This window comes from Streptomyces sp. NPDC093097 (assembly GCF_044754325.1).
GTDB lineage: Bacteria > Actinomycetota > Actinomycetes > Streptomycetales > Streptomycetaceae > Streptomyces.
Genome location: NZ_JBIVOW010000026.1, coordinates 120,649 through 138,602, shown reverse-complemented (window position 1 = coordinate 138,602; position 17,954 = coordinate 120,649). Strand labels below are relative to the sequence as shown.

Here is a 17,954-nt window from a genome sequence, read left to right as displayed (position 1 = left end):
GGCTTCACACCTACAATCACCACCGCAGACACACCGCACTCAAGGGCCAACCACCCGCCAGCCGCGTCCCCAACCTCACAGGGCAATACACCTAGTCGCGTTTGCAGATGCGGTCGAGGAGGTTGGCCGTGGCGCGCTGGACGCGCTGGTCGACATGGCCGGGGCGGTCCAGCGCGGGCGACCAGGCGAAGGTGCCGGAGGAGAAGACCAGGGCGCCGCTGGGCGCGCGGTACAGGGAGGTCTCCTGGTGGCGGCGGACGCCCTCGCCGTCGCGGTACGGGGAGTGGGCGAGCAGGATGCGGCGGGTGTGCTGGGGGAGGCTGGTGCGCGGGAAGTAGCGGTCGGCCTCGCCGGCGACCAGGCCGGGGAGTTCGTCGCCTTCCTGGGCGCCGGTGGCCTCCCACAGCCAGTGCTCGGTGTTGCGGACGACCAGGGGGGCGGGCTCGGGGACCCGTCCCGCGTACTGGATGCCCATCAACAGCTGTTCGGGATTGCCCAGTTCGCGCCAGAGGGCGGGGCGGCCGGGGCCCTGGCGCTTGCGGCAGCTGAGCAGGGAGTCCGGGCCGGCCGGCGACGCGGCGAGCTCCACCTGCCAGTACATGGTGTTGGCGGAGAGGAAGACCAGGGAGGTGCCGCTGTCCCGGGCGGCCTCGACCGTGCGGCGCATGGGCACCGACCAGTACTCGTCGTGGCCGGGGAAGACCAGGCCGCGGTAGCGGGTGGCGTCGACGCGGCCGGCGTGCAGATCGCGGGCGTCGGCGTAGGCGAGGTCGTAGCCGTAGCGCTCGGCCCAGCGGATGAAGTCGTAGGCGTGGCCGACGTGGAGGGGGAGGCCGGCGCCGGCGTAGGGGCGGTCGAAGGAGACGGTGGCGGCGGCGTCCTGCTCGCCGAGCAGGACGCCCTTCCCGTCCCAGGCGTGGTAGAGGCTGGCGCCGGTGTGGCCGTCCTCGGGGTAGAGGTTGTACGCCTGCCAGGTGATGTCGGGGAGCAGCAGGAGCAGGTCGGCGGGCTCGGCGTCGCGGACGGTGAAGGGGATGTGGGAGCGGTAGCGGCCGTCGGCGGTGGTCAGGACCGCGACATAGGCGCCCAGTTGCCAGTACGTGGGGACCTGGAGGCGCCAGGACAGCCACCAGTGGTGGCAGGAGACGGTGCGGTCGGCGAGCAGCGGGGCCTGCTGGGCGATGCCGGCGAGGCGGGGGCTGGTGGTGATCTTGGCGGCGCCGGCGCCCGCGTAGTGGCCGATGCGGTAGACGTCGATGCTGAAGGGCTGCGGCGGGTCGACCGAGACCCGGAAGTCGAGGGCCTCGCCGGGGGCCACCGCGCCGGGGACGGTGAAGCCCTTGATCTGGCCGTGGACGTCGTCGGCGGTGCGGGGGCCGTTGTGTTTTCGGGGCGCGGGCACCTGCAGGTCGCCCTGGGCGACGGCCGGATCGACGTACCAGGGGACGATGCGGCCGGAGTCGAAGTAGGTCTCGCTGCCGCGGAGCCAGGGCAGCGGGCCCTGGCCGAACGGATCCGTGACCGCGTGGGCGAGGGCACCCGACTCCCAGCGCCTGATCTGTTCCGTCGCCACCTTCCACTCCCCTCCCGCGTCCCCCATGGCCGCGGCCGACCGGGCCTACCCACCCTCCAGCACATCACATTACGCACTCACTCCGTCACCCTTCGTCGTGAATTTAGACGCCCTTGCCCCGAAGCCCGAACTGGAAGGGAACATTCAGCCGGTGCGGCGGGCGCCGCGCCCCGGACTCACGCCAGCCGGACCGGCTTCTCCGGGCGGACGCCGACGCGGTGCAGCCAGCCGCGGAGCGGTTCGGCGTCGCCCTCGTCGACCAGGCTGAGGACCGGGTGGCCCAGATCCGCGCGGCGGGTGCCGTCCACGAGGAGGGCCGGGCCGTCGAGCCAGTCCAGGCCGGGGGCGGCGCCGGCGGTGTCCACGGCGGCGCAGCAGACCATGGCCGTGACGTGGTCGGCGAGCAGTTCGCGGGCGGTGCGGGGCGGTTGCAGGGGGAAGAGCGGGAGGCCGCCGTCGACCGGGCCCTCGCCCCAGGAGGTATCGGCGGCGGGCGGTGCGGAGCGGCAGTGGGCGGCCTGGCGGGCGGCCTCCTCGCGCTCCTCCCGGGCGACCTCGGCGCCCAGCCGGGCGGCCAGCAGATCGCCGGCGCGGGTGTCGCGGGCCAGGCGGTCGATGACCCGGGCCAGGGTCGGGCCGGTGGCCGAGGAGGGGGAGGCTGTGGCCTCGGCCTGAGTCCGTCCCGCTCGGCCGGGGCCGAGCGCTTCGGGGATGCCCCCGGGGTGGTGGGCGGCGGGCGTGTGGGCGCGGGCCCCGGCGTAGGTGAGGCGGGGGGCGGCGGCGGGCCGGGGGGCGGGGCCGGCGTCGGGGGCGTCCACGGGGACGGCGGGGCGGTCCGGCGGGCGGGGCGGCTCCGGCGCCGCGCGGTCCGGGTCCGGTGCGGCGAGCGGGAGTTCGTCCAGGACGCGGTGCAGGCGGGCGGCCTCCAGGCGCCACTTCCGGTCCACGATCTCCTGCGGGTACTGCTGCCAACCGACCGGCGACCAGCCGGGGCCGGCCGCGGCCGGGCCGCCGTGGAAGAGCCGGGCGGCCAGCAGGGAGGCGGCCCGGTCGACGACGCCGGGCTCCTCCAGGAGGTCGCAGGCGGGCCGCTCGCCGAGCCGGGAGGCGAAGCCCTCGGCGAGGCGGTCGCGGCGGGAGAGCTCGGTGAGCGCGGAGACCACGCCGGCGTCCAGCCGGGAGGGCCAGCGGCCCATCCGCCAGGCGGGCAGCGCGACCCGGGTGAGCAGCCGGTCCCAGCCCGCGTAGGCCAGGCCGACCTGCTCCTGGGCGACGAGCCGCAGGCCGTAGTCGACGCCCTGGGCGCGCTCGGAGGCGGCGGCCGCGACCCCGCGCTCCATGAGCGTGGCGTGCTCGCGGGCAGCGCGCAGCAGCAGCCGGGCGACCCGGCCGACGAAGCAGAGCGGGAGGGCGCGCAGCAGGCCCCGGGCCTGGGCAGCGACCGCGACGGCCGCGTCCAGCCCGCGGAGGAAGCGGCGGGCGGCGGCTATGTCCGGATCCGCCGACGGGCCGGTGCCGGCGACGACGGGGGCGAGCAGGGCGCGCAGTTCGGCGACCCGCATCCACCACAGGAACGGCGAGCCGATGACCAGCACCGGGGCCTCGGACACCGGGCGGCCGGCCCGCCGGTCCGGGCGCGGCGGGGCGTGGGCGCGGTGGGTGCGGTCCTCCAGCCAGCTGTCGCAGTCCGGGGTGAGGGCTATGGCCGAGGGGGCCGGGACGTCGAGGCGGTCGGCGAGGTCGCGGACCAGGCGGTAGAGGTCGGGGGCGGCCTCCTCGGCGATCGGCACGGAGGGGCTGAGCGCGGGCCGGGCGCGGGCGACGACCGCGGAGACCAGGGCGGCCAGGAGGAGGCTGAGCGCTGTGAGGCCGCCGGCCGTCCAGCGGGCGACGGCCCAGCCGCCGTCGGTGCCGAGCCGGCCGGTGGCGCCGCCGACCAGGAGCACCACGGCGACGGCCGCCGGCAGCAGGGCGACCGCCAGCGCGGCACCGCGGACGCGGAGCACCGCGAGGGCGCGGGCACGCGCCACCAGGACGCCTGTTTCCGGACTTGCCACGAGCCTGTACACCCCCAGCGGTCCTGATGGAGCGGGACGGAGAGAACACGGGACGGACGGAACGGTCGTGCGGTGTGCGGGCGAGGCGTGCGGCCCCACTCCCCCACTGTGGCACCGGCCACTGACATCGCAATGCCGGTGGGCCAGTTGCCGGACGCCACCGCGGCAGCGGTGCCGGAGTTCGGCACCGCTGACCGCAGGACGCTTGCGCGGCACCCTAGTTGGGGGTGCGGAGTTCGTCAGCAGGATGCCCGCGCGGTCACTCGATGGAATGGCTTTGGGTAAAGCCGCGGTCCCGAAAACAGCAGGTCTGGGCCGCTTCCCGGCGGATGGAACGGCCGGGAACGCAACCGAGGCATATGTCAAGCAATTGACATATGCCTCGGTCGTCGTGAAGAGCGGGAATCGGGTGCCGACCGCCGCGCCGGGTCCTACGCCCCCGCTGCCGCCTTCGCGGCGATATCGGTGCGGTGGTGCGAACCGTCCAGCGAGATCCTGCCGACGGCGCGGTAGGCGCGCTCCCGGGCGGTGGCCAGGTCGGCGCCGGTGGCGGTGACGGACAGCACCCGGCCGCCCGCGCTGCGCACCGCCCCGGACCCGTCGCTCGCGGTGCCGGCGTGCAGCACGTAGGCGTCGGGGCCGTCCTGCTCCGCGACCTCGGCGAGGCCCTCGATCGGGTCGCCGGTACGCGGGGTGCCCGGGTAGTTGTGGGAGGCGATGACGACGGTGACCGCGGCGCCGTCGCTCCAGCGCAGCGGCGGGAAGGCGGCCAGCGCGCCGGTGGCGGCGGCGTGCAGCAGGCCGGCCAGCGGGGTCTTCAGACGGGCCAGCACGACCTGGGTCTCCGGGTCGCCGAACCGTGCGTTGAACTCGATCACGCGGACCCCGCGGGAGGTGATCGCCAGGCCGGCGTAGAGGAGTCCGGAGAAGGGGGCGCCGCGGCGCCGCAACTCGTCGACGGTGGGCTGCAGGACGGTCCTGAGCACCTCGTCGACCAGCTGGGGGTCGGCCCAGGGCAGCGGGCTGTAGGCGCCCATGCCACCGGTGTTGGGGCCCTGGTCGTCGTCGTGGGCGCGCTTGAAGTCCTGGGCGGGCTGGAGCGGGACGACGGTCTCGCCGTCGGTCACCGCGAAGAGGGAGACCTCCGGGCCGTCGAGGAACTCCTCGATCACTGCCCGCCCGTCTCCCGCCACCGCCCCGGCAGGAGTCGCTTCGCGACGCTGCGACACACAGGCCAGCGCATGCGCCCGGGCCGCCTCGACGTCCTCGGTGACCACGACGCCCTTGCCGGCCGCCAGGCCGTCGTCCTTGACGACATAGGGGGCGCCGAAGGCGTCCAGGGCGGCGTCGATCTCCTTAGGGGTGGTGCAGACGTAGCTGCGGGCGGTGGGCACGCCGGCGGAGGCCATCACGTCCTTGGCGAACGCCTTGGAGCCCTCCAGCCGGGCGGCCTGCGCCGAGGGACCGAAGACCGGGATGCCGCGCTCGCGGAGCGCGTCCGCGACGCCCGCCACCAGCGGGGCCTCGGGGCCGACGACGACGAGGTCCGCCGCCAGGCGCGCGGCGAGGTCGGCCACCGCCCGGCCGTCGAGGGCGTCGACCTGGTGCAGTTCGGCCACCTCCGCGATGCCGGCGTTGCCGGGGGCGCAGTGCAGCGCGGTGACGTCGGGGTCGAGGGACAGGGAGCGGCACAGGGCGTGTTCGCGGGCGCCGCCGCCGATGACGAGGACCTTCACGGGGTGAAGCCTAGACGAACGCACCAATCGGCCGGTCGCCGGGCGGGCCCGGATCGCACAAGGGGCGGCCTCGACCGGAAGCCGCCGGCGGCGGCGCCACCGTCCCCCCGCACGCCGACAACTCTTTCGGGTGAGATCGACGAGCGCCCTATACCGGATCCCGCACCACTTCCGGGCGGAAACCGGGCGATCTTGGGACAGAGCCCAGCCGTTCGGCGGTAGGAAAGGGGGCGGTGCGCGGCCCTCCCGTAGGCCGTGCGCGCACCGCACGTATCCGCCTACGAGGGAGCGCACGGGTGAGTCAGCCGGAGATGCAGCCCGAGGGGCCCCCTCGGGGCGAGGGCAGGCCCGAGGGGGGCCGCGGGCGGTCCCTGGACCGCGACCGGACCGAGGGCCGGCCGCAGCGCCGTCCCGCCGGGTCGCTCAGGAGCCGCGGCGACCTCGTGGGACGGGCGTTCCCGCACGGCGACTGGGGCGAGCCGGGCGACCGGCTGGACGCGCTGTACCTGTGGAGCGAGGAGGGGGCGCTGCGCACCGCCGACTGGTACCTGCGCGACCGGCTGGCCAAGCGCCGGGGGGCGCGGGCGCTGCGGGTGGGGGCCGCGGCCGGGGTGACCGCGGGCGGGACGCTGCCGCTGCTCGACCTCGCCGGCGTCTGGGAGCACGGGGCGCCGTGGGGCGCGCTGACGCTGCTGCTGGCGGCGGTGTGCGTGGGCTGCGACCGGTACTTCGGGGTGACCGCGGGCTGGATGCGGGACCTGGCCACCGCGCAGGCGATCCACCGGCGGGTGGAGGCGCTGCAGTTCGACTGGGCGGCGGAGAGCGTGCGGGAGGTGCTCGGGCCGGCGGAGGGCACCGCGAGCGAGGCGGCGGAGCGCTGCCTGGCCGTGCTGCGGCGGTTCAACGAGGACATCGGGGAGCTGGTGCGCGCGGAGACGTCGGACTGGATGGTGGAGTTCCGGTCCGGGCCGGTGCCGCAGGCCACGCACGCGGTGCTGCCGTGGGCCGCGCCGCGGCCGGACGGCCAGGGGCACCCGGCGCGGTTCATGCTGCCGCCCGGCACCCGGCCGAACATGCCGCGGCAGCGGCCGCCGGAGACGCCGCGTTGAGCGCGGACCGGCCGGGGCGGGGACACGGCGCCCCTGGCCGGTCCGGCCCGCTCAACTGAAGACGATCATGGAGCCCTGGCCCAGGCTCCGGGTGGCGGCCGCGTGCAGTCCGAGCCAGACGTGCCGTTCGCGGGCGAACGGACCGTCGTCCACGGGGACCCCGGTGGCCCGCTCCTCCAGGGAGGTGGGGCCGGCCGGCGGTGCGGGCGGGGCCGGTGGGTTGGCCGGGTCGATGCCCAGCGCCGGGGCGACCAGTTCGAGGTCCCGCAGCAGGCCGTGGGAGGAGCCCAACGGGCCACCACCTGCCAGCAGTTCCTCGGTGGCCAGCGGATGCGGGAAGTCGACCGGGACGTACGCGCCCGCGTGGTCGTAGTGCCAGACCAGGTGGGACTGCTGGGCGGTGGACTCGAACATCTCCAGCAACTGCTCGTAGTCGCCGCCGAGTTCGTCGACCGGGGTCACCTCCAGGCCGCACAGCCGTAGCAGATAGGCGCGGCGCAGGAAGTGCAGCGCGTCGTAGTCGAAGCCGGCGACCGGCGCCACATCGCCGGAGAGGCCCGGCATGTAGCTGAAGACGGGGACCGCGGGCAGGCCCGCGCTCGCCAGCGCGTCGTTGTAGGCGGCGAGTTCTTCGGAGAACGGGTTGTCGGGGCTGTGGCACAGCACGTCGACGAGGGGTACCAGCCACAGATCACATGCCACGGGTGGGGACTCGCTTCCGGTCGGGGACGAAGTGCACCGGCCCTCGTACCGCCACGGGTACGGCCCATGACGGCCGATGGTCGGGACAGCGTAGTGCTACCGGGCCGTTCCGACGAGAGCGAGGGAGTGCGCGTTGTACTCGCCGATCAGCCGCTGGGCCGCCGGCAGGTCGTGCCGCAGCAGCGCGTCGGCCAGTTCGCCGTGGCCGTGCCAGAGAAGGCCCTTCAGCCGCGGCTCGCGGCGCAGCAGCGGCACCGCGAACATCCAGGTCTGGACGCGGATCCGGTCCAGGAAGTCGCTGATGTAGGCGTTCTTGACGATGCCGCCCAACTCGCGCCAGAACCGCAGGTCGTAGCCGATGAGGACGTCCAGGTCGCCGGCCCGGGCGGCGCGTTCGGCCTCCTCGGCGCGGCGGCGGACGGAGATCAGCACCTCGGCGGGGGTGGTCAGCAACGCCCGTTCGGCGTTGCTGCGGAAGATGCCCTCGATGATCAGGGTGCGGGCCTCGACCATGGCGCGGAAGTCGTCGGCGGTGAAGGCGTGCACCTTGAAACCGCGGTGCTGCTCGACGTCGAGCAGCCCCTGGGCGCACAGGTCGAGCAGCGCCTCGCGCACCGGAGTTGCGGAGACGCCGTACTGCTCGGCGATCTCCTTGACGGTGAACGGGTGGCCGGACGGCAGCCGGCCCGCCAGGATCTCGTCGCGCAGCGCGTCGGCGATCTGCTCGCGCAGGGTGGTGCGCCGTATCACGGAGCTGTCCGAGCCCGGGGCCATGCGGTGCGTCTCCTTCGACGTCCATGACCGCGGCTGGAGCGGGCCTCGTCCACGACGGGCGAGGCGGTTGCGGGGTTTCACGTGAAACCTCGCAGCGAGCGGCCCCCGCCACGATAGGCGAGGGCCGCTCGCGCGTGCTCCGCGGAGGGGGCCGCTCAGACGGTGTGCGCGTCCGCGACGGCCAGGGCCGCGTCGAGGGCGGCGAGGCCCTCCTTGGCCTCGGCCTCGGTGATGGTGCAGGCCGGGACGACATGGGTGCGGTTCATGTTCACGAACGGCCACAGGCCGCCGCGCTTGCAGGCCGCGGCGAACTCGGCCATGGGTGCGTTGTCGGCACCGGCCGCGTTGTAGGGCACCAGCGGCTCGCGGGTCTCCTTGTCGCGGACCAGGTCGAGCGCCCAGAAGACGCCCAGGCCGCGGACCTCGCCGACGGACGGGTGCCGCTCGGCCATCTCGCGCAGCGCGGGGCCGATGACGTTCTCGCCGATCTCCGCGGCGTTCTCCACGATGCCCTCCTCGGCCATCGCGTTGATCGTGGCGACGGCGGAGGCGCAGGCCAGCGGGTGACCGGAGTAGGTCAGACCGCCGGGGTAGGGCCGCCGGTCGAAGGTGGCGGCGATCTCGGCGCTGATCGCCACGCCGCCGAGCGGGACGTAACCGGAGTTGACGCCCTTGGCGAAGGTGAGCAGGTCGGGGGTGACGCCGAAGTGGTCGGCGGCGAACCAGTGGCCGGTGCGGCCGAAGCCGGCCATCACCTCGTCGAGGATGAAGACGATGCCATGGCGGTCGCAGATCTCGCGGACGCCGGCGAGGTAGCCGGGCGGCGGGACCATGATGCCGGCGGTGCCGGGCACGGTCTCCAGGATGATCGCGGCGATCGCCTGGGGGCCCTCGAAGGCGATGGTCTGTTCCAGGTGGGCCAGGGCGCGCTCGCACTCCTGGGCCTCGTTCTCGGCGTGGAACGGCGAGCGGTAGAGGAACGGGCCCCAGAAGTGGACGACGCCGGCCGAGCCCGTGTCGGAGGGCCAACGGCGCGGGTCGCCGGTGAGGTTGATCGCGGCGGCGGTGGCGCCGTGGTACGAGCGGTAGGCGGAGAGCACCTTGGGGCGGCCGGTGTGCAGCCGCGCCATCCGGACGGCGTTCTCCACCGCCTCGGCGCCGCCGTTGGTGAAGAAGATCTTGTCGAGGTCGCCGGGGGTGCGCTCGGCGATCAGCCGGGCGGCCTCGGAGCGGACGTCCACCGCGAAGCCCGGGGCGAGGGTGCACAGCTTGCCGGCCTGCTCCTGGATGGCCGCGACGACCTTCGGGTGCTGGTGGCCGATGTTGGTGTTGACCAGCTGGGAGGAGAAGTCGAGGTAGCGGTTGCCGTCGTAGTCCCAGAAGTACGCGCCCTCGGCGCCGGCGACCGGGAGCGGATCGATCAGGCCCTGGGCGGACCAGGAGTGGAAGACGTGCGCGCGGTCGGCGGCCTTAACTGCGGCGCCGGCGGCAGGGTCAGGGTGCGTCGTGGTCACGGTCAGTACCTCGGATCGGGTCGCTCGGTTCCGCCGCCGGGCAGCGCGGCGAACGGCCCCAGCCTAGGGATCACGGTGCGTCGGGCGGTACCGACACTGTGTATGGCCCTCACCGCGGGCGCGGACAGTATGTCTACGGTCCTGGAGGAAACTCCAGAGATGCCCGGGGGTGGGGTACCTGCCCCCGGGCACCGTCAGGATCCGTGGCGCTGCGGGCGTGCCGCCCCGCGCACCGGCTCAGGCCGCCAGGGCGGTGGGGAACGCGGTCCGCACCGGGCCGCGCCAGTGGTCGGCGTACAGGTTCGGGCGGAGCGCCGACAGCCCGCCGCAGTACGTCGCGAAGTCGGCGGCCTGGGCGCCGTATGCGGTCAGCAGCCGGTCGGCCTCGGTGAACCGGTCGCTGCTCTTGGTCCGGACGACGACCAGGCCGCCGTCGGCCCGTACGGTGCGGCCGGTCTCCGCGTCGCGGCAGACCAGGGCGGCGTCGCAGGTGATCCGCTGGCCGTCGGCCACGAAGGTGGCGCGCTGGTGCTCGGTCTCGATGGAGCGGGCCAGTTCGGTGGGGGCCTCGATGCCGTAGGCGCGGTCGAGCACGGCGGCGAGGAAGTCGCGCGAGGCCGCACCGAGCGCCGGCTCGCCGGGCGGCAGCGGCTGCCGGTGCGTGACCGTCCGGCCGTGCTCCTCCGTGAGCCGGACGTCGAACTGCCGCTCTCCGGTGTCCGCGTAGCGCCGTTCGCGGAGCGTGAAGCGGTGCCCGCCGCGCTGCCGGTGGTCGTGGAAGGAGCGCAGGTCGGGGGTGTCGTAGTAGGCGGAGTGGTAGCGGAACCAGCGGCGGCCGTTGATGCACAGCACAGCGAACGGGCCGCCGGGGCGGCGGCGGTCGGTCAGGTCGGCCGCGAAGGCGGCGAAGACGTCGAACGGGACGAGGTAGTCGGTGCTGTGGCGGGCCAGGAGTGCGGCGCGGGCCTGGACCTCGGCCAGCGGGACGGGACGGGCGGCCATGGCGGCGCGTGCGATGGCTCGTACGGCGGGTATCACACGGTCTCCTTGGGATTCGGGGGCGGGGGATCGTGCGGGTCCGGTCGTCGCTCTCTGCGGTTTTTCTCCTTTCTTTACGATCGATAACCCCGGAAAGTTCCGGGACGCGGAATCAGCCATCCATTACGTCAGTTCCCGGACGGCACACTTTTTCTGACGTGAGGTCACCGCCGTGTCCGGATACGTGCCCCAGAAAGGCCGGTACTCCGTGGACGCGGCGGTCCGGGCCGTCCCCACAGGCGCGCACCATGGCCGAATACCGCCCCGGCACCGGTGCGCGCGGTCTCGATATCCTCGCCGCGGACAAGCGGCCGCTCCCACAGGGCGGAGCCGGGGGAAGCCGGACAAAAAGGGGCTGCGGGATCATGGAACAGCCTGGACGGACCGGGCAGCAGCGACGGGCCGGAGGGCTCGGCGGGCTGGCGCCGCTCGGCGCGCACGACCCCCAGCAGATCGGCGACTACCGCCTGCTCGGCCGGCTCGGCGAGGGCGGCATGGGGCGGGTGTTCCTGGCCCGTTCGGACCGCGGCCGGACCGTCGCGGTCAAGCTGGTCCGCGCGGAACTGGCCCACCAGGAAGAGTTCCGGGACCGCTTCCGCCGCGAGGTGCGGGCCGCGCGGAAGGTGGGCGGGGAGTGGACCGCTCCGGTCCTGGACGCGGACACCGGGGCCGAGACCCCGTGGGTGGCCACCGGCTACATCGCCGGCCCCTCCCTCCAACAGGTCGTCGCGCGCAACGGTCCGCTGCCGGAGCGCACGGTGCGGATCCTGGCCGCCGGACTGGCCCGCGCGCTGCGCTCCGTCCACGCCGCCGGCATCATCCACCGCGACCTCAAGCCGTCCAACGTCCTGCTGACCATCGACGGCCCCCGGGTCATCGACTTCGGCATCGCGCGGGCCCTGGAGGGCGTCACCACGAGCGTGGCGACCCACACCGGCTCGCCCGTCGGCTCCCCCGGCTTCATGGCCCCCGAACAGGTCCGCGGCGAGCCGCTCACCCCGGCCTGCGACGTCTTCTGCCTCGGCTCCGTCCTGGTCTACGCGGCCACCGGGCGCCAGCCGTTCGGCTCCGCGACGACCCTGCCGCACGCGATGATGTACCGCATCGCCGAGGAGGAGCCGGACCTGACCGCGCTCCCCGCGGGACTGCACGAGCTGATCGCGGACTGCCTGGCCAAGGACCCGGCCCGGCGGCCGACGCCCGAGGAGCTGGTGGCGCGGGCGGCGGACGCGGACGCCGACGGGGCGGCGGACGACGAACCGTGGCTCCCGGGGACGCTGATCGCCCGCCTGGGACGGCACGCCGTGGAGCTGCTGGAGGCGGAGGACCCGCAGGACGGCACGGCGGACCGGACGTCCGCCCTGCCGACCGCCGGCCAGGCGTCCGCGGCGGCCGCCACCGTGGCGTCGCCGGCCGCCCCGGCGCGCCGCCGCCGCACCGGCCGGACGCTGCTGGCCGCCGCCGTGCTGGCACTGGTCGGGGCGGGCGCCGCCACCGCCTACACGCTGCTGGGCAGCCCGAACGGCAGCGCCGCCGCCATCGAGAACGCCACCGGCCGCACCCCGGCGGCCGACGGCGCCATCCCCGCCGGCTATCTGGGCATCTGGTCGACGACCGTGGGCGACTCCGCCCTGGACGTCCGCCGCTTCACCCTCGTCCAGGGCAAGCCGGGCGAGACCGTGCTCCGGATGCAGGCCACCGGCCCCACGTACGACTGCCGGTTCGTGGCCACCCTCAAGAGCGCCGGCCCGCCGGTGCGCCTGGGCCCGTCCACCGTGGTCTCCGGCCCGCCCGACACCTGCCGCCCCGGCTCCCCCAGCACCCTGGAGCTGATCGGCGGCCAGCTGCGGCGCACCTTCGACCAGGCGAACGGCCTGGCGCCGCTGCTGTACGCGAAAAAGGGGTGACGGCGAAGGCGCGCCGCCTCCGCCGCCACCCCGGACGGCCGGTGTCCCCGGCGGGACCCGGCGGCCTCAGGCCGCCGCGAACCGCCTTACGACAGGAACGAGTTGATCTCGATCGTCTCGTCCCGGCCGGGGCCGACGCCGATCGCGGAGATCGGGGCGCCCGACATCTCCTCCAGCGCCTTGACGTACGCCTGGGCGTTCTTCGGCAGGTCGCCGAAGGTCTTGGCCTTGGTGATGTCCTCGGACCAGCCCGGCAGCATCTCGTAGATCGGCTTCGCGTGGTGGAAGTCGCTCTGGCTGTAGGGCAGTTCCTCGACGCGCTTGCCGTCGATCTCGTAGGCCACGCAGACCGGGATCTGCTCCCAGCCGGTGAGGACGTCGAGCTTGGTGAGGAAGAAGTCCGTCAGGCCGTTGACCCGGGTCGCGTAGCGGGCGATCACCGCGTCGAACCAGCCGCAGCGGCGGTCCCGGCCGGTGGTGACACCGCGCTCGCCGCCGATCCGGCGCAGCGCCTCGCCGTCCGCGTCGAACAGCTCGGTCGGGAACGGACCGGCGCCCACGCGGGTGGTGTACGCCTTGAGGATGCCGATGACCCGGCTGATCTTCGTGGGGCCCACGCCCGCGCCGGTGCAGGCACCGCCGGCGGTCGGGTTCGAGGACGTGACGAAGGGGTACGTGCCGTGGTCGATGTCGAGCAGGGTGCCCTGCCCGCCCTCGAAGAGCACGACCTTGTCGTCGTCCAGGGCCTTGTTGAGGATCAGGGTGGTGTCGGCGACATAGCCCTTGATCTTGTCGGCGTAGCCCAGCAGCTCCTCGACGACCTGCCCGGCCTCGATGGCGCGGCGGTTGTAGAGCTTGGTCAGCAGCTGGTTCTTGACGTCGAGGGCCGCCTCGACCTTCTGGGTCAGGATCGACTCGTCGTAGAGGTCCTGGACCCGGATGCCGGTGCGGTTGATCTTGTCCGCGTAGGTCGGGCCGATACCGCGGCCGGTGGTGCCGATCTTCCGCTTGCCGAGGAAGCGCTCGGTCACCTTGTCGACGGTGATGTTGTACGGCGTGATCAAGTGCGCGTTGCCGCTGAGCAGCAGCTTGGACGTGTCGACGCCGCGCTCGTTGAGTCCGCTCAGCTCGGAGAGCAGAACCGCCGGGTCGACGACGACACCGTTGCCGATGACCGGGGTACACCCCGGCGAGAGGATTCCGGAAGGGAGAAGGTGCAGTGCGTACTTCTGGTCACCGACCACCACCGTGTGGCCGGCGTTGTTGCCGCCCTGGTAGCGCACCACATAGTCAACGGAACCACCGAGCAGGTCGGTGGCCTTTCCCTTGCCCTCATCACCCCACTGAGCACCGAGCAGCACAAGTGCGGGCACAGGCGTACACCCCTTCCGGGCGGGGCATGTCCAACGTGCGTGGACGGCGCGGCGCCCGCGTGTGTACGCGTGACGTCTCGCCGGCGCCGTTGAACCGGTGCCCCGGAATAGACGAAGCCCCTGGCGCAATAGCGCAAGGGGCTCTTGCACCGAGATGCTACCTGAGGAAGGACCGAGGTGTCGGCGCAGTCTTCTGGGCACTCTCCCGCGGACTCGGTTCCGGGGTGCTGCCTGCTTGTGGTCATCGACCCGGTCGCGCGCAGGACGGACGGCGAGTCCGTGCGGATCGCCAAGGACGTGCTGTGCGCGGGCGCGGGGGCGAAGATCTGCCTCCCGGAGGGGCCGGCGGAGTTCGCCCAGGCGCTGGCCCGGCGCGGCCGGCGCCGTCCGGTAGTGATCGGCGACGACCGGGCGCTGCTCCGGGCCGTGGCGCTGCTCCACAAGGAGCGGGAGCTGGCCGGGGTGCCGCTGTCGATGGTGCCGGTGGGGCCGCCGGAGACGGTCGCGCTGAGCCGGACGCTGGGCCTGCCCACGGACGCGGTGGCCGCCGCGCGGGCCGTCCTGAACGGCGGCGAGCGGCCGATGGACCTGCTCACGGACGACAGCGACGGCATCGTGCTGGGCGGCCTGCGGATCCCCTGCGGCGAGGCGGACGGGGCGCCGGCGGCATACGGGGCGGCTTACGGCGTGTCGCCGGAGCGCGGTGAGCCCACCGCCGACGGGGCGCCGGGGCCGGCCGCGGCGCGGGACCGGGCCGTGCCTCCCGGGGAGGGCGGGCTCTCCGGGCGAGCGCCGTCCGAGCCGGCGAAGGGGGCCGGCCCGACGGACCTGGCGGGCCGGCACCGCCCCTGGTGGGCACCGGCCGCCCGCACCGCCCGTACGGCGCTGTCGCTGCTCACCGCGCCCGCTGCCGGGCGCTGGGGCGCCGGCCGGCCGGGTGCCGCCGAGGCCGGCGGCGGCCGGCGCGGGCGGGTGCCCACGCAGCGGCTGCGGCTGCGGATCGAGGCCGACGGGGCGCTGCTGGCCGATCTGGACCAGCCGGTGCGCGGGGTGTCGGTGGTGCCGGGCGCCGGGGACGGCGGGGGCGCGGAGCGGCCGGGCGGGCTGGCCGAGGTGATCGTGCACTGGCCGGGCGGGGAGCGGCCGGTGCGGGTACGGGCGCGGGCGGTGACGGTGTCCGGGGCGGACTTCCACTACCGGGCGGACACGCTCGTCGGCGGGCCCGTACGGACGCGGACCTGGACGGTGCAGCAAGGGGCCTGGCGGCTCCAGTTGCCGCGGCAGCGCTGAGGGCCGCAGGGGCCGGGCCCGCCGGGCGGTGCGCCGGGCGGGCTCAGCGCCGCGCGGCCGGGCCGCCGCCCTGCGCGGCCTCGGAGGCCGCCGGCCCGCCCTCCTGATCCGCGCGGAGCCCTTCGAGGTGGCCGCGCCAGCGCTCCAGCATGCCGGCGAGCTCGTGCTGCATGAACTCCGTGAAGGCCAGCGTCTCGCCGATCCGGCGGCCGGCGGCGCTGTCCGGACCGAGGCTGTCGACGCCCTCGCGCAGGGTGCTCTCCCAGCGGGTGAGCATGCTGTCCCGGCGGGTCAGGGCCTCGTACCACTGGTCGCTGTGGACGCGGTAGCGGTCGCGGCGGGAGCCGGGCTCGCGCTCGCGGCCGACCATGCCCACCTGGGAGAGGGAGCGGATCGCGCCGGAGACGGCCGCCGGGCTGACCTGGAGCCGCTCGCCCAGCTCGGCGGAGGTCAGGATGCCGGAGTCGGAGGCCAGCAGGCAGGCGAAGACCCGGGCCGGCATCCGCTGCATCCCGGTGTCGACCATCTGCGCCGCGAACCGCTCGACGAAAGTCAGGACCGCCGCGTCGTCGCGGGCGGCCGCCCGGCCCGCTTCCCGCTGCCGCTGCTCGCTCATGTCCGCATCCTCTCCCCTGACCAGAGCCTCCCACCCGACTTTATACGGTTTTTTAGCTTCACAATTTTGTGAAGTCAGAGTATCTTCGGGGGCATGACGCAGGCGATCTCGAACGCGGCCGCGCATCGTCGGGCAGGGAGCGCAGTCGGCGCACTCCCGTGGGGGCACCCGGCCGTCCACAGGCTGTGGACGGCCGGGTGGGCGGCGCCGTCAGCCGCCCGGGGTCACCAGCCGCGCTTCATAGGCGAAGACCGCGGCCTGGGTGCGGTCGCGCAGCCCCAGCTTCACCAGGATCCGGCTGACGTGCGTCTTCACCGTCGATTCGGCGACGACGAGATGCGCGGCGATCTCGCCGTTGGACAGGCCCTGGGCCACCAGCACAAGGACCTCCGTCTCCCGCTCCGTCAGATCCCCGATGCGCTCCTGGGCCGGGGCGCGCGGCGACCCCAGTCGGGAGAACTCGCTGATCAGGCGCTTGGTGACGGTCGGGGCGAGCAGCGCCTCACCGGAGGCGACGATCCGGACGCCCTCGGCGAGCTGGCCGGCCGAGGCGTCCTTGAGCAGGAAGCCGCTGGCTCCGGCCCGCAGCGCCTGGTAGACGTACTCGTCCAGGTCGAAGGTGGTCAGCACCAGCACCTTGGCGTCCGCGTCGGCGGCGACGATCTCGCGGGTCGCCTCCAGGCCGTTCATCTCCGGCATCCGGATGTCCATCAGGACCACGTCCGGCTTCAGGAGCGCGACCTTCTGCACCGCCTGCCGGCCGTCCACGGCCTCGCCGACGACCTCGATGTCCGGCATGGCGTTGAGCAGCACGGAGAAGCCCTCGCGGACCATCACCTGGTCGTCGACGATCAGTACCCGAATCATGCCGCGCCCCCGCCCTTCGTGAGCGCCGCCGGCAGGAAGGCGGCCACCTCGAAGCCGCCGTCCTCCGTCGCGTCGGCCGTCATCTCGCCACCGAGCATCTGCACCCGCTCCCGCATGCCGAGCAGACCGTGGCCGGCGCCCGGCGACGGCTTGGCCAGCCGGCTCGGGGCCCCGTTGACGATCCGCAATCCGATTCCTCCCAGGACGTACGAGACCTCCACCCGCGCCTCCGCGCCCGGCGAGTGCCGCAGGGCGTTGCTCAGCGCCTCCTGCACGATCCGGTACGCGGACAGCTCCACGCCCTGCGGCAGCGGCCGGACCGCCCCGGTGACCGTCGCCTCGACGGTCAGCCCCGCGCCGCGGACGCTCTCCAGCAGCGCGTCGAGGCTGGCCAGCGTCGGCTGCGGTGCCTCCGGGTCGCGTTCGGCGAAGGCGTCGGGGTCCTCGGAGCGGACCACGCCGAGGATGCGGCGGAGTTCGGCCAGCGCGGCGACGGCGTTCTCCCGGATGGTGGCGAAGGACTTGGCGAGCTCGGGCGGCGTGTCGGCGACCCGGTACGGCGCCGCCTCGGCCTGGATGGCGATCACCGACATATGGTGCGCCACCACGTCGTGCAGCTCCCGGGCGATCAGCGCCCGCTCCTCCAGCAGCGTGCGGCGGGAGCGCTCCTCGGCGGTGACGCTGCGGGTCTCGACGACCTGCTGGCGCTCCTCCCGCCAGGCCCTGATCGCCGCGGCGGAGACCAGCACCACCCCGGTGAAGAACGCCACCGGCGGCATATCGCCCAGCGCACCGCCCCCGACGAGCACCGACAGCACCGCCCCCAGACCGAACGTGACCACCCACATCTCCACGGCCAGCCGCGGCCGGGTCCGCAGCACCACCAGCGTCATCACCGCGAGATGGACGACGAAGCCGGAGCCCCAGACACTGAGGTACGGCGTGAAGAAGCGGAAGCCGACCGCCTCCACGAAGAACGCCATCAGCGACAGCCAGAAGGCGCCCACCGGCCGGAAGAGCACCAGCACCAGCGGCACCGCCAGCAGCAGCGCCAGGACCACGCCCAGCACCTGCCGCACCACGTTGTCGCCGTAGCCGGAGGCGCTGGACTCCAGGAAGACGATGAACGCAAGGAAGGCGACGACGCTGTGCGGGAGCCAGCGGGCCCACCGGCGGGCCCGGCCGGGCAGCCACGGCGCCCACCGGGAGAACTTGGCGTCGTCCAAGGGCGGCAGCGGGCGGAGGGCGAAGGCGTCGACGAACAGGTCCTGGCGCAGGGTGTGCAGCACGCCGTGGACTATTCGCGCCTCCGAACGCAGCGGGCCGTGCGTCTGGTTCGTCTCGTTCACGCCCCCTACGGTATGCAGTGACACCCCACCGGGGCGTCCTCACCGAAGC

Annotated in this window: 14 protein-coding genes; 3 read left to right on the top strand and 11 right to left on the bottom strand. The window is 74.2% G+C overall.

Annotation, left to right across the window (positions count from 1 at the left end):
* Window positions 1-91: 91 nt before the first annotated feature.
* The 3 genes from ACIQE0_RS33415 to purD form a co-directional block, all read right to left on the bottom strand.
* Window positions 92-1,573 carry a N,N-dimethylformamidase beta subunit family domain-containing protein gene (locus ACIQE0_RS33415; protein WP_402338988.1) on the bottom strand — a complete coding sequence of 494 codons (1,482 nt, stop codon included), beginning with the start codon at window positions 1,571-1,573 and terminating at the stop codon, window positions 92-94.
* 176 nt (window positions 1,574-1,749) lie between these two features.
* Complete coding sequence (locus ACIQE0_RS33410; RefSeq protein WP_402338986.1) at window positions 1,750-3,630, bottom strand: hypothetical protein; 1,881 nt, start codon at window positions 3,628-3,630, stop codon at window positions 1,750-1,752.
* Window positions 3,631-4,061: 431 nt separating this feature from the next.
* Window positions 4,062-5,366 carry a phosphoribosylamine--glycine ligase gene (gene purD / locus ACIQE0_RS33405; RefSeq protein ID WP_402338984.1) on the bottom strand — a complete coding sequence of 435 codons (1,305 nt, stop codon included), beginning with the start codon at window positions 5,364-5,366 and terminating at the stop codon, window positions 4,062-4,064.
* Window positions 5,367-5,662: 296 nt separating this feature from the next.
* Between purD and ACIQE0_RS33400 the strand changes: the two genes are divergently transcribed.
* Window positions 5,663-6,475, top strand: a complete 813-nt coding sequence (locus ACIQE0_RS33400) for an SLATT domain-containing protein (RefSeq protein ID WP_402338982.1) — start codon at window positions 5,663-5,665, stop codon at window positions 6,473-6,475.
* Between the two features lie 51 nt (window positions 6,476-6,526).
* On the opposite strand, the gene ACIQE0_RS33395 is transcribed toward ACIQE0_RS33400, so the two are convergent.
* The 4 genes from ACIQE0_RS33395 to ACIQE0_RS33380 all read right to left on the bottom strand — a co-directional run bounded on the left by ACIQE0_RS33395 (window position 6,527) and on the right by ACIQE0_RS33380 (window position 10,503).
* Entirely contained in the window at window positions 6,527-7,177 is a 651-nt protein-coding gene (locus tag ACIQE0_RS33395; RefSeq protein WP_384103595.1) for a hypothetical protein, read from the bottom strand.
* Between the two features lie 96 nt (window positions 7,178-7,273).
* Complete coding sequence (locus ACIQE0_RS33390) at window positions 7,274-7,951, bottom strand: GntR family transcriptional regulator (RefSeq protein WP_366334817.1); 678 nt, start codon at window positions 7,949-7,951, stop codon at window positions 7,274-7,276.
* 155 nt (window positions 7,952-8,106) lie between these two features.
* Window positions 8,107-9,465, bottom strand: a complete 1,359-nt coding sequence (locus ACIQE0_RS33385) for an aspartate aminotransferase family protein (RefSeq protein WP_402338979.1) — start codon at window positions 9,463-9,465, stop codon at window positions 8,107-8,109.
* Window positions 9,466-9,702: 237 nt separating this feature from the next.
* The gene (locus ACIQE0_RS33380; protein ID WP_366334821.1) at window positions 9,703-10,503 is read right to left on the bottom strand and encodes a VTC domain-containing protein; all 801 of its coding nucleotides are present in this window, start codon (window positions 10,501-10,503) and stop codon (window positions 9,703-9,705) included.
* Between the two features lie 365 nt (window positions 10,504-10,868).
* Here ACIQE0_RS33380 and ACIQE0_RS33375 point away from each other — a divergent pair, with 365 nt between their 5' ends.
* On the top strand, window positions 10,869-12,410 hold the full coding sequence (locus ACIQE0_RS33375; protein ID WP_402338977.1) for a serine/threonine-protein kinase: 1,542 nt from the start codon (window positions 10,869-10,871) through the stop codon (window positions 12,408-12,410).
* Between the two features lie 86 nt (window positions 12,411-12,496).
* On the opposite strand, the gene ACIQE0_RS33370 is transcribed toward ACIQE0_RS33375, so the two are convergent.
* A complete protein-coding gene (locus ACIQE0_RS33370) occupies window positions 12,497-13,783 on the bottom strand; it encodes an adenylosuccinate synthase (protein WP_366334825.1) in 1,287 nt (428 codons plus the stop codon).
* Between the two features lie 237 nt (window positions 13,784-14,020).
* On the opposite strand from ACIQE0_RS33370, the gene ACIQE0_RS33365 reads away from it, so the two are divergent.
* Entirely contained in the window at window positions 14,021-15,073 is a 1,053-nt protein-coding gene (locus tag ACIQE0_RS33365; protein WP_402338975.1) for a hypothetical protein, read from the top strand.
* A gap of 43 nt (window positions 15,074-15,116) precedes the next feature.
* Here ACIQE0_RS33365 and ACIQE0_RS33360 read toward each other — a convergent pair whose 3' ends face one another.
* The 3 genes from ACIQE0_RS33360 to ACIQE0_RS33350 form a co-directional block, all read right to left on the bottom strand.
* Window positions 15,117-15,689: a GbsR/MarR family transcriptional regulator gene (locus tag ACIQE0_RS33360; protein WP_402338973.1), complete on the bottom strand. Its 573-nt coding sequence runs from the start codon at window positions 15,687-15,689 to the stop codon at window positions 15,117-15,119.
* A gap of 210 nt (window positions 15,690-15,899) precedes the next feature.
* On the bottom strand, window positions 15,900-16,556 hold the full coding sequence (locus ACIQE0_RS33355) for a response regulator transcription factor (RefSeq protein ID WP_366334830.1): 657 nt from the start codon (window positions 16,554-16,556) through the stop codon (window positions 15,900-15,902).
* Complete coding sequence (locus ACIQE0_RS33350; protein ID WP_402338970.1) at window positions 16,553-17,905, bottom strand: sensor histidine kinase; 1,353 nt, start codon at window positions 17,903-17,905, stop codon at window positions 16,553-16,555. The genes ACIQE0_RS33355 and ACIQE0_RS33350 overlap by 4 nt, the downstream gene beginning before the upstream one ends.
* Between the last annotated feature and the right edge of the window lie 49 nt (window positions 17,906-17,954).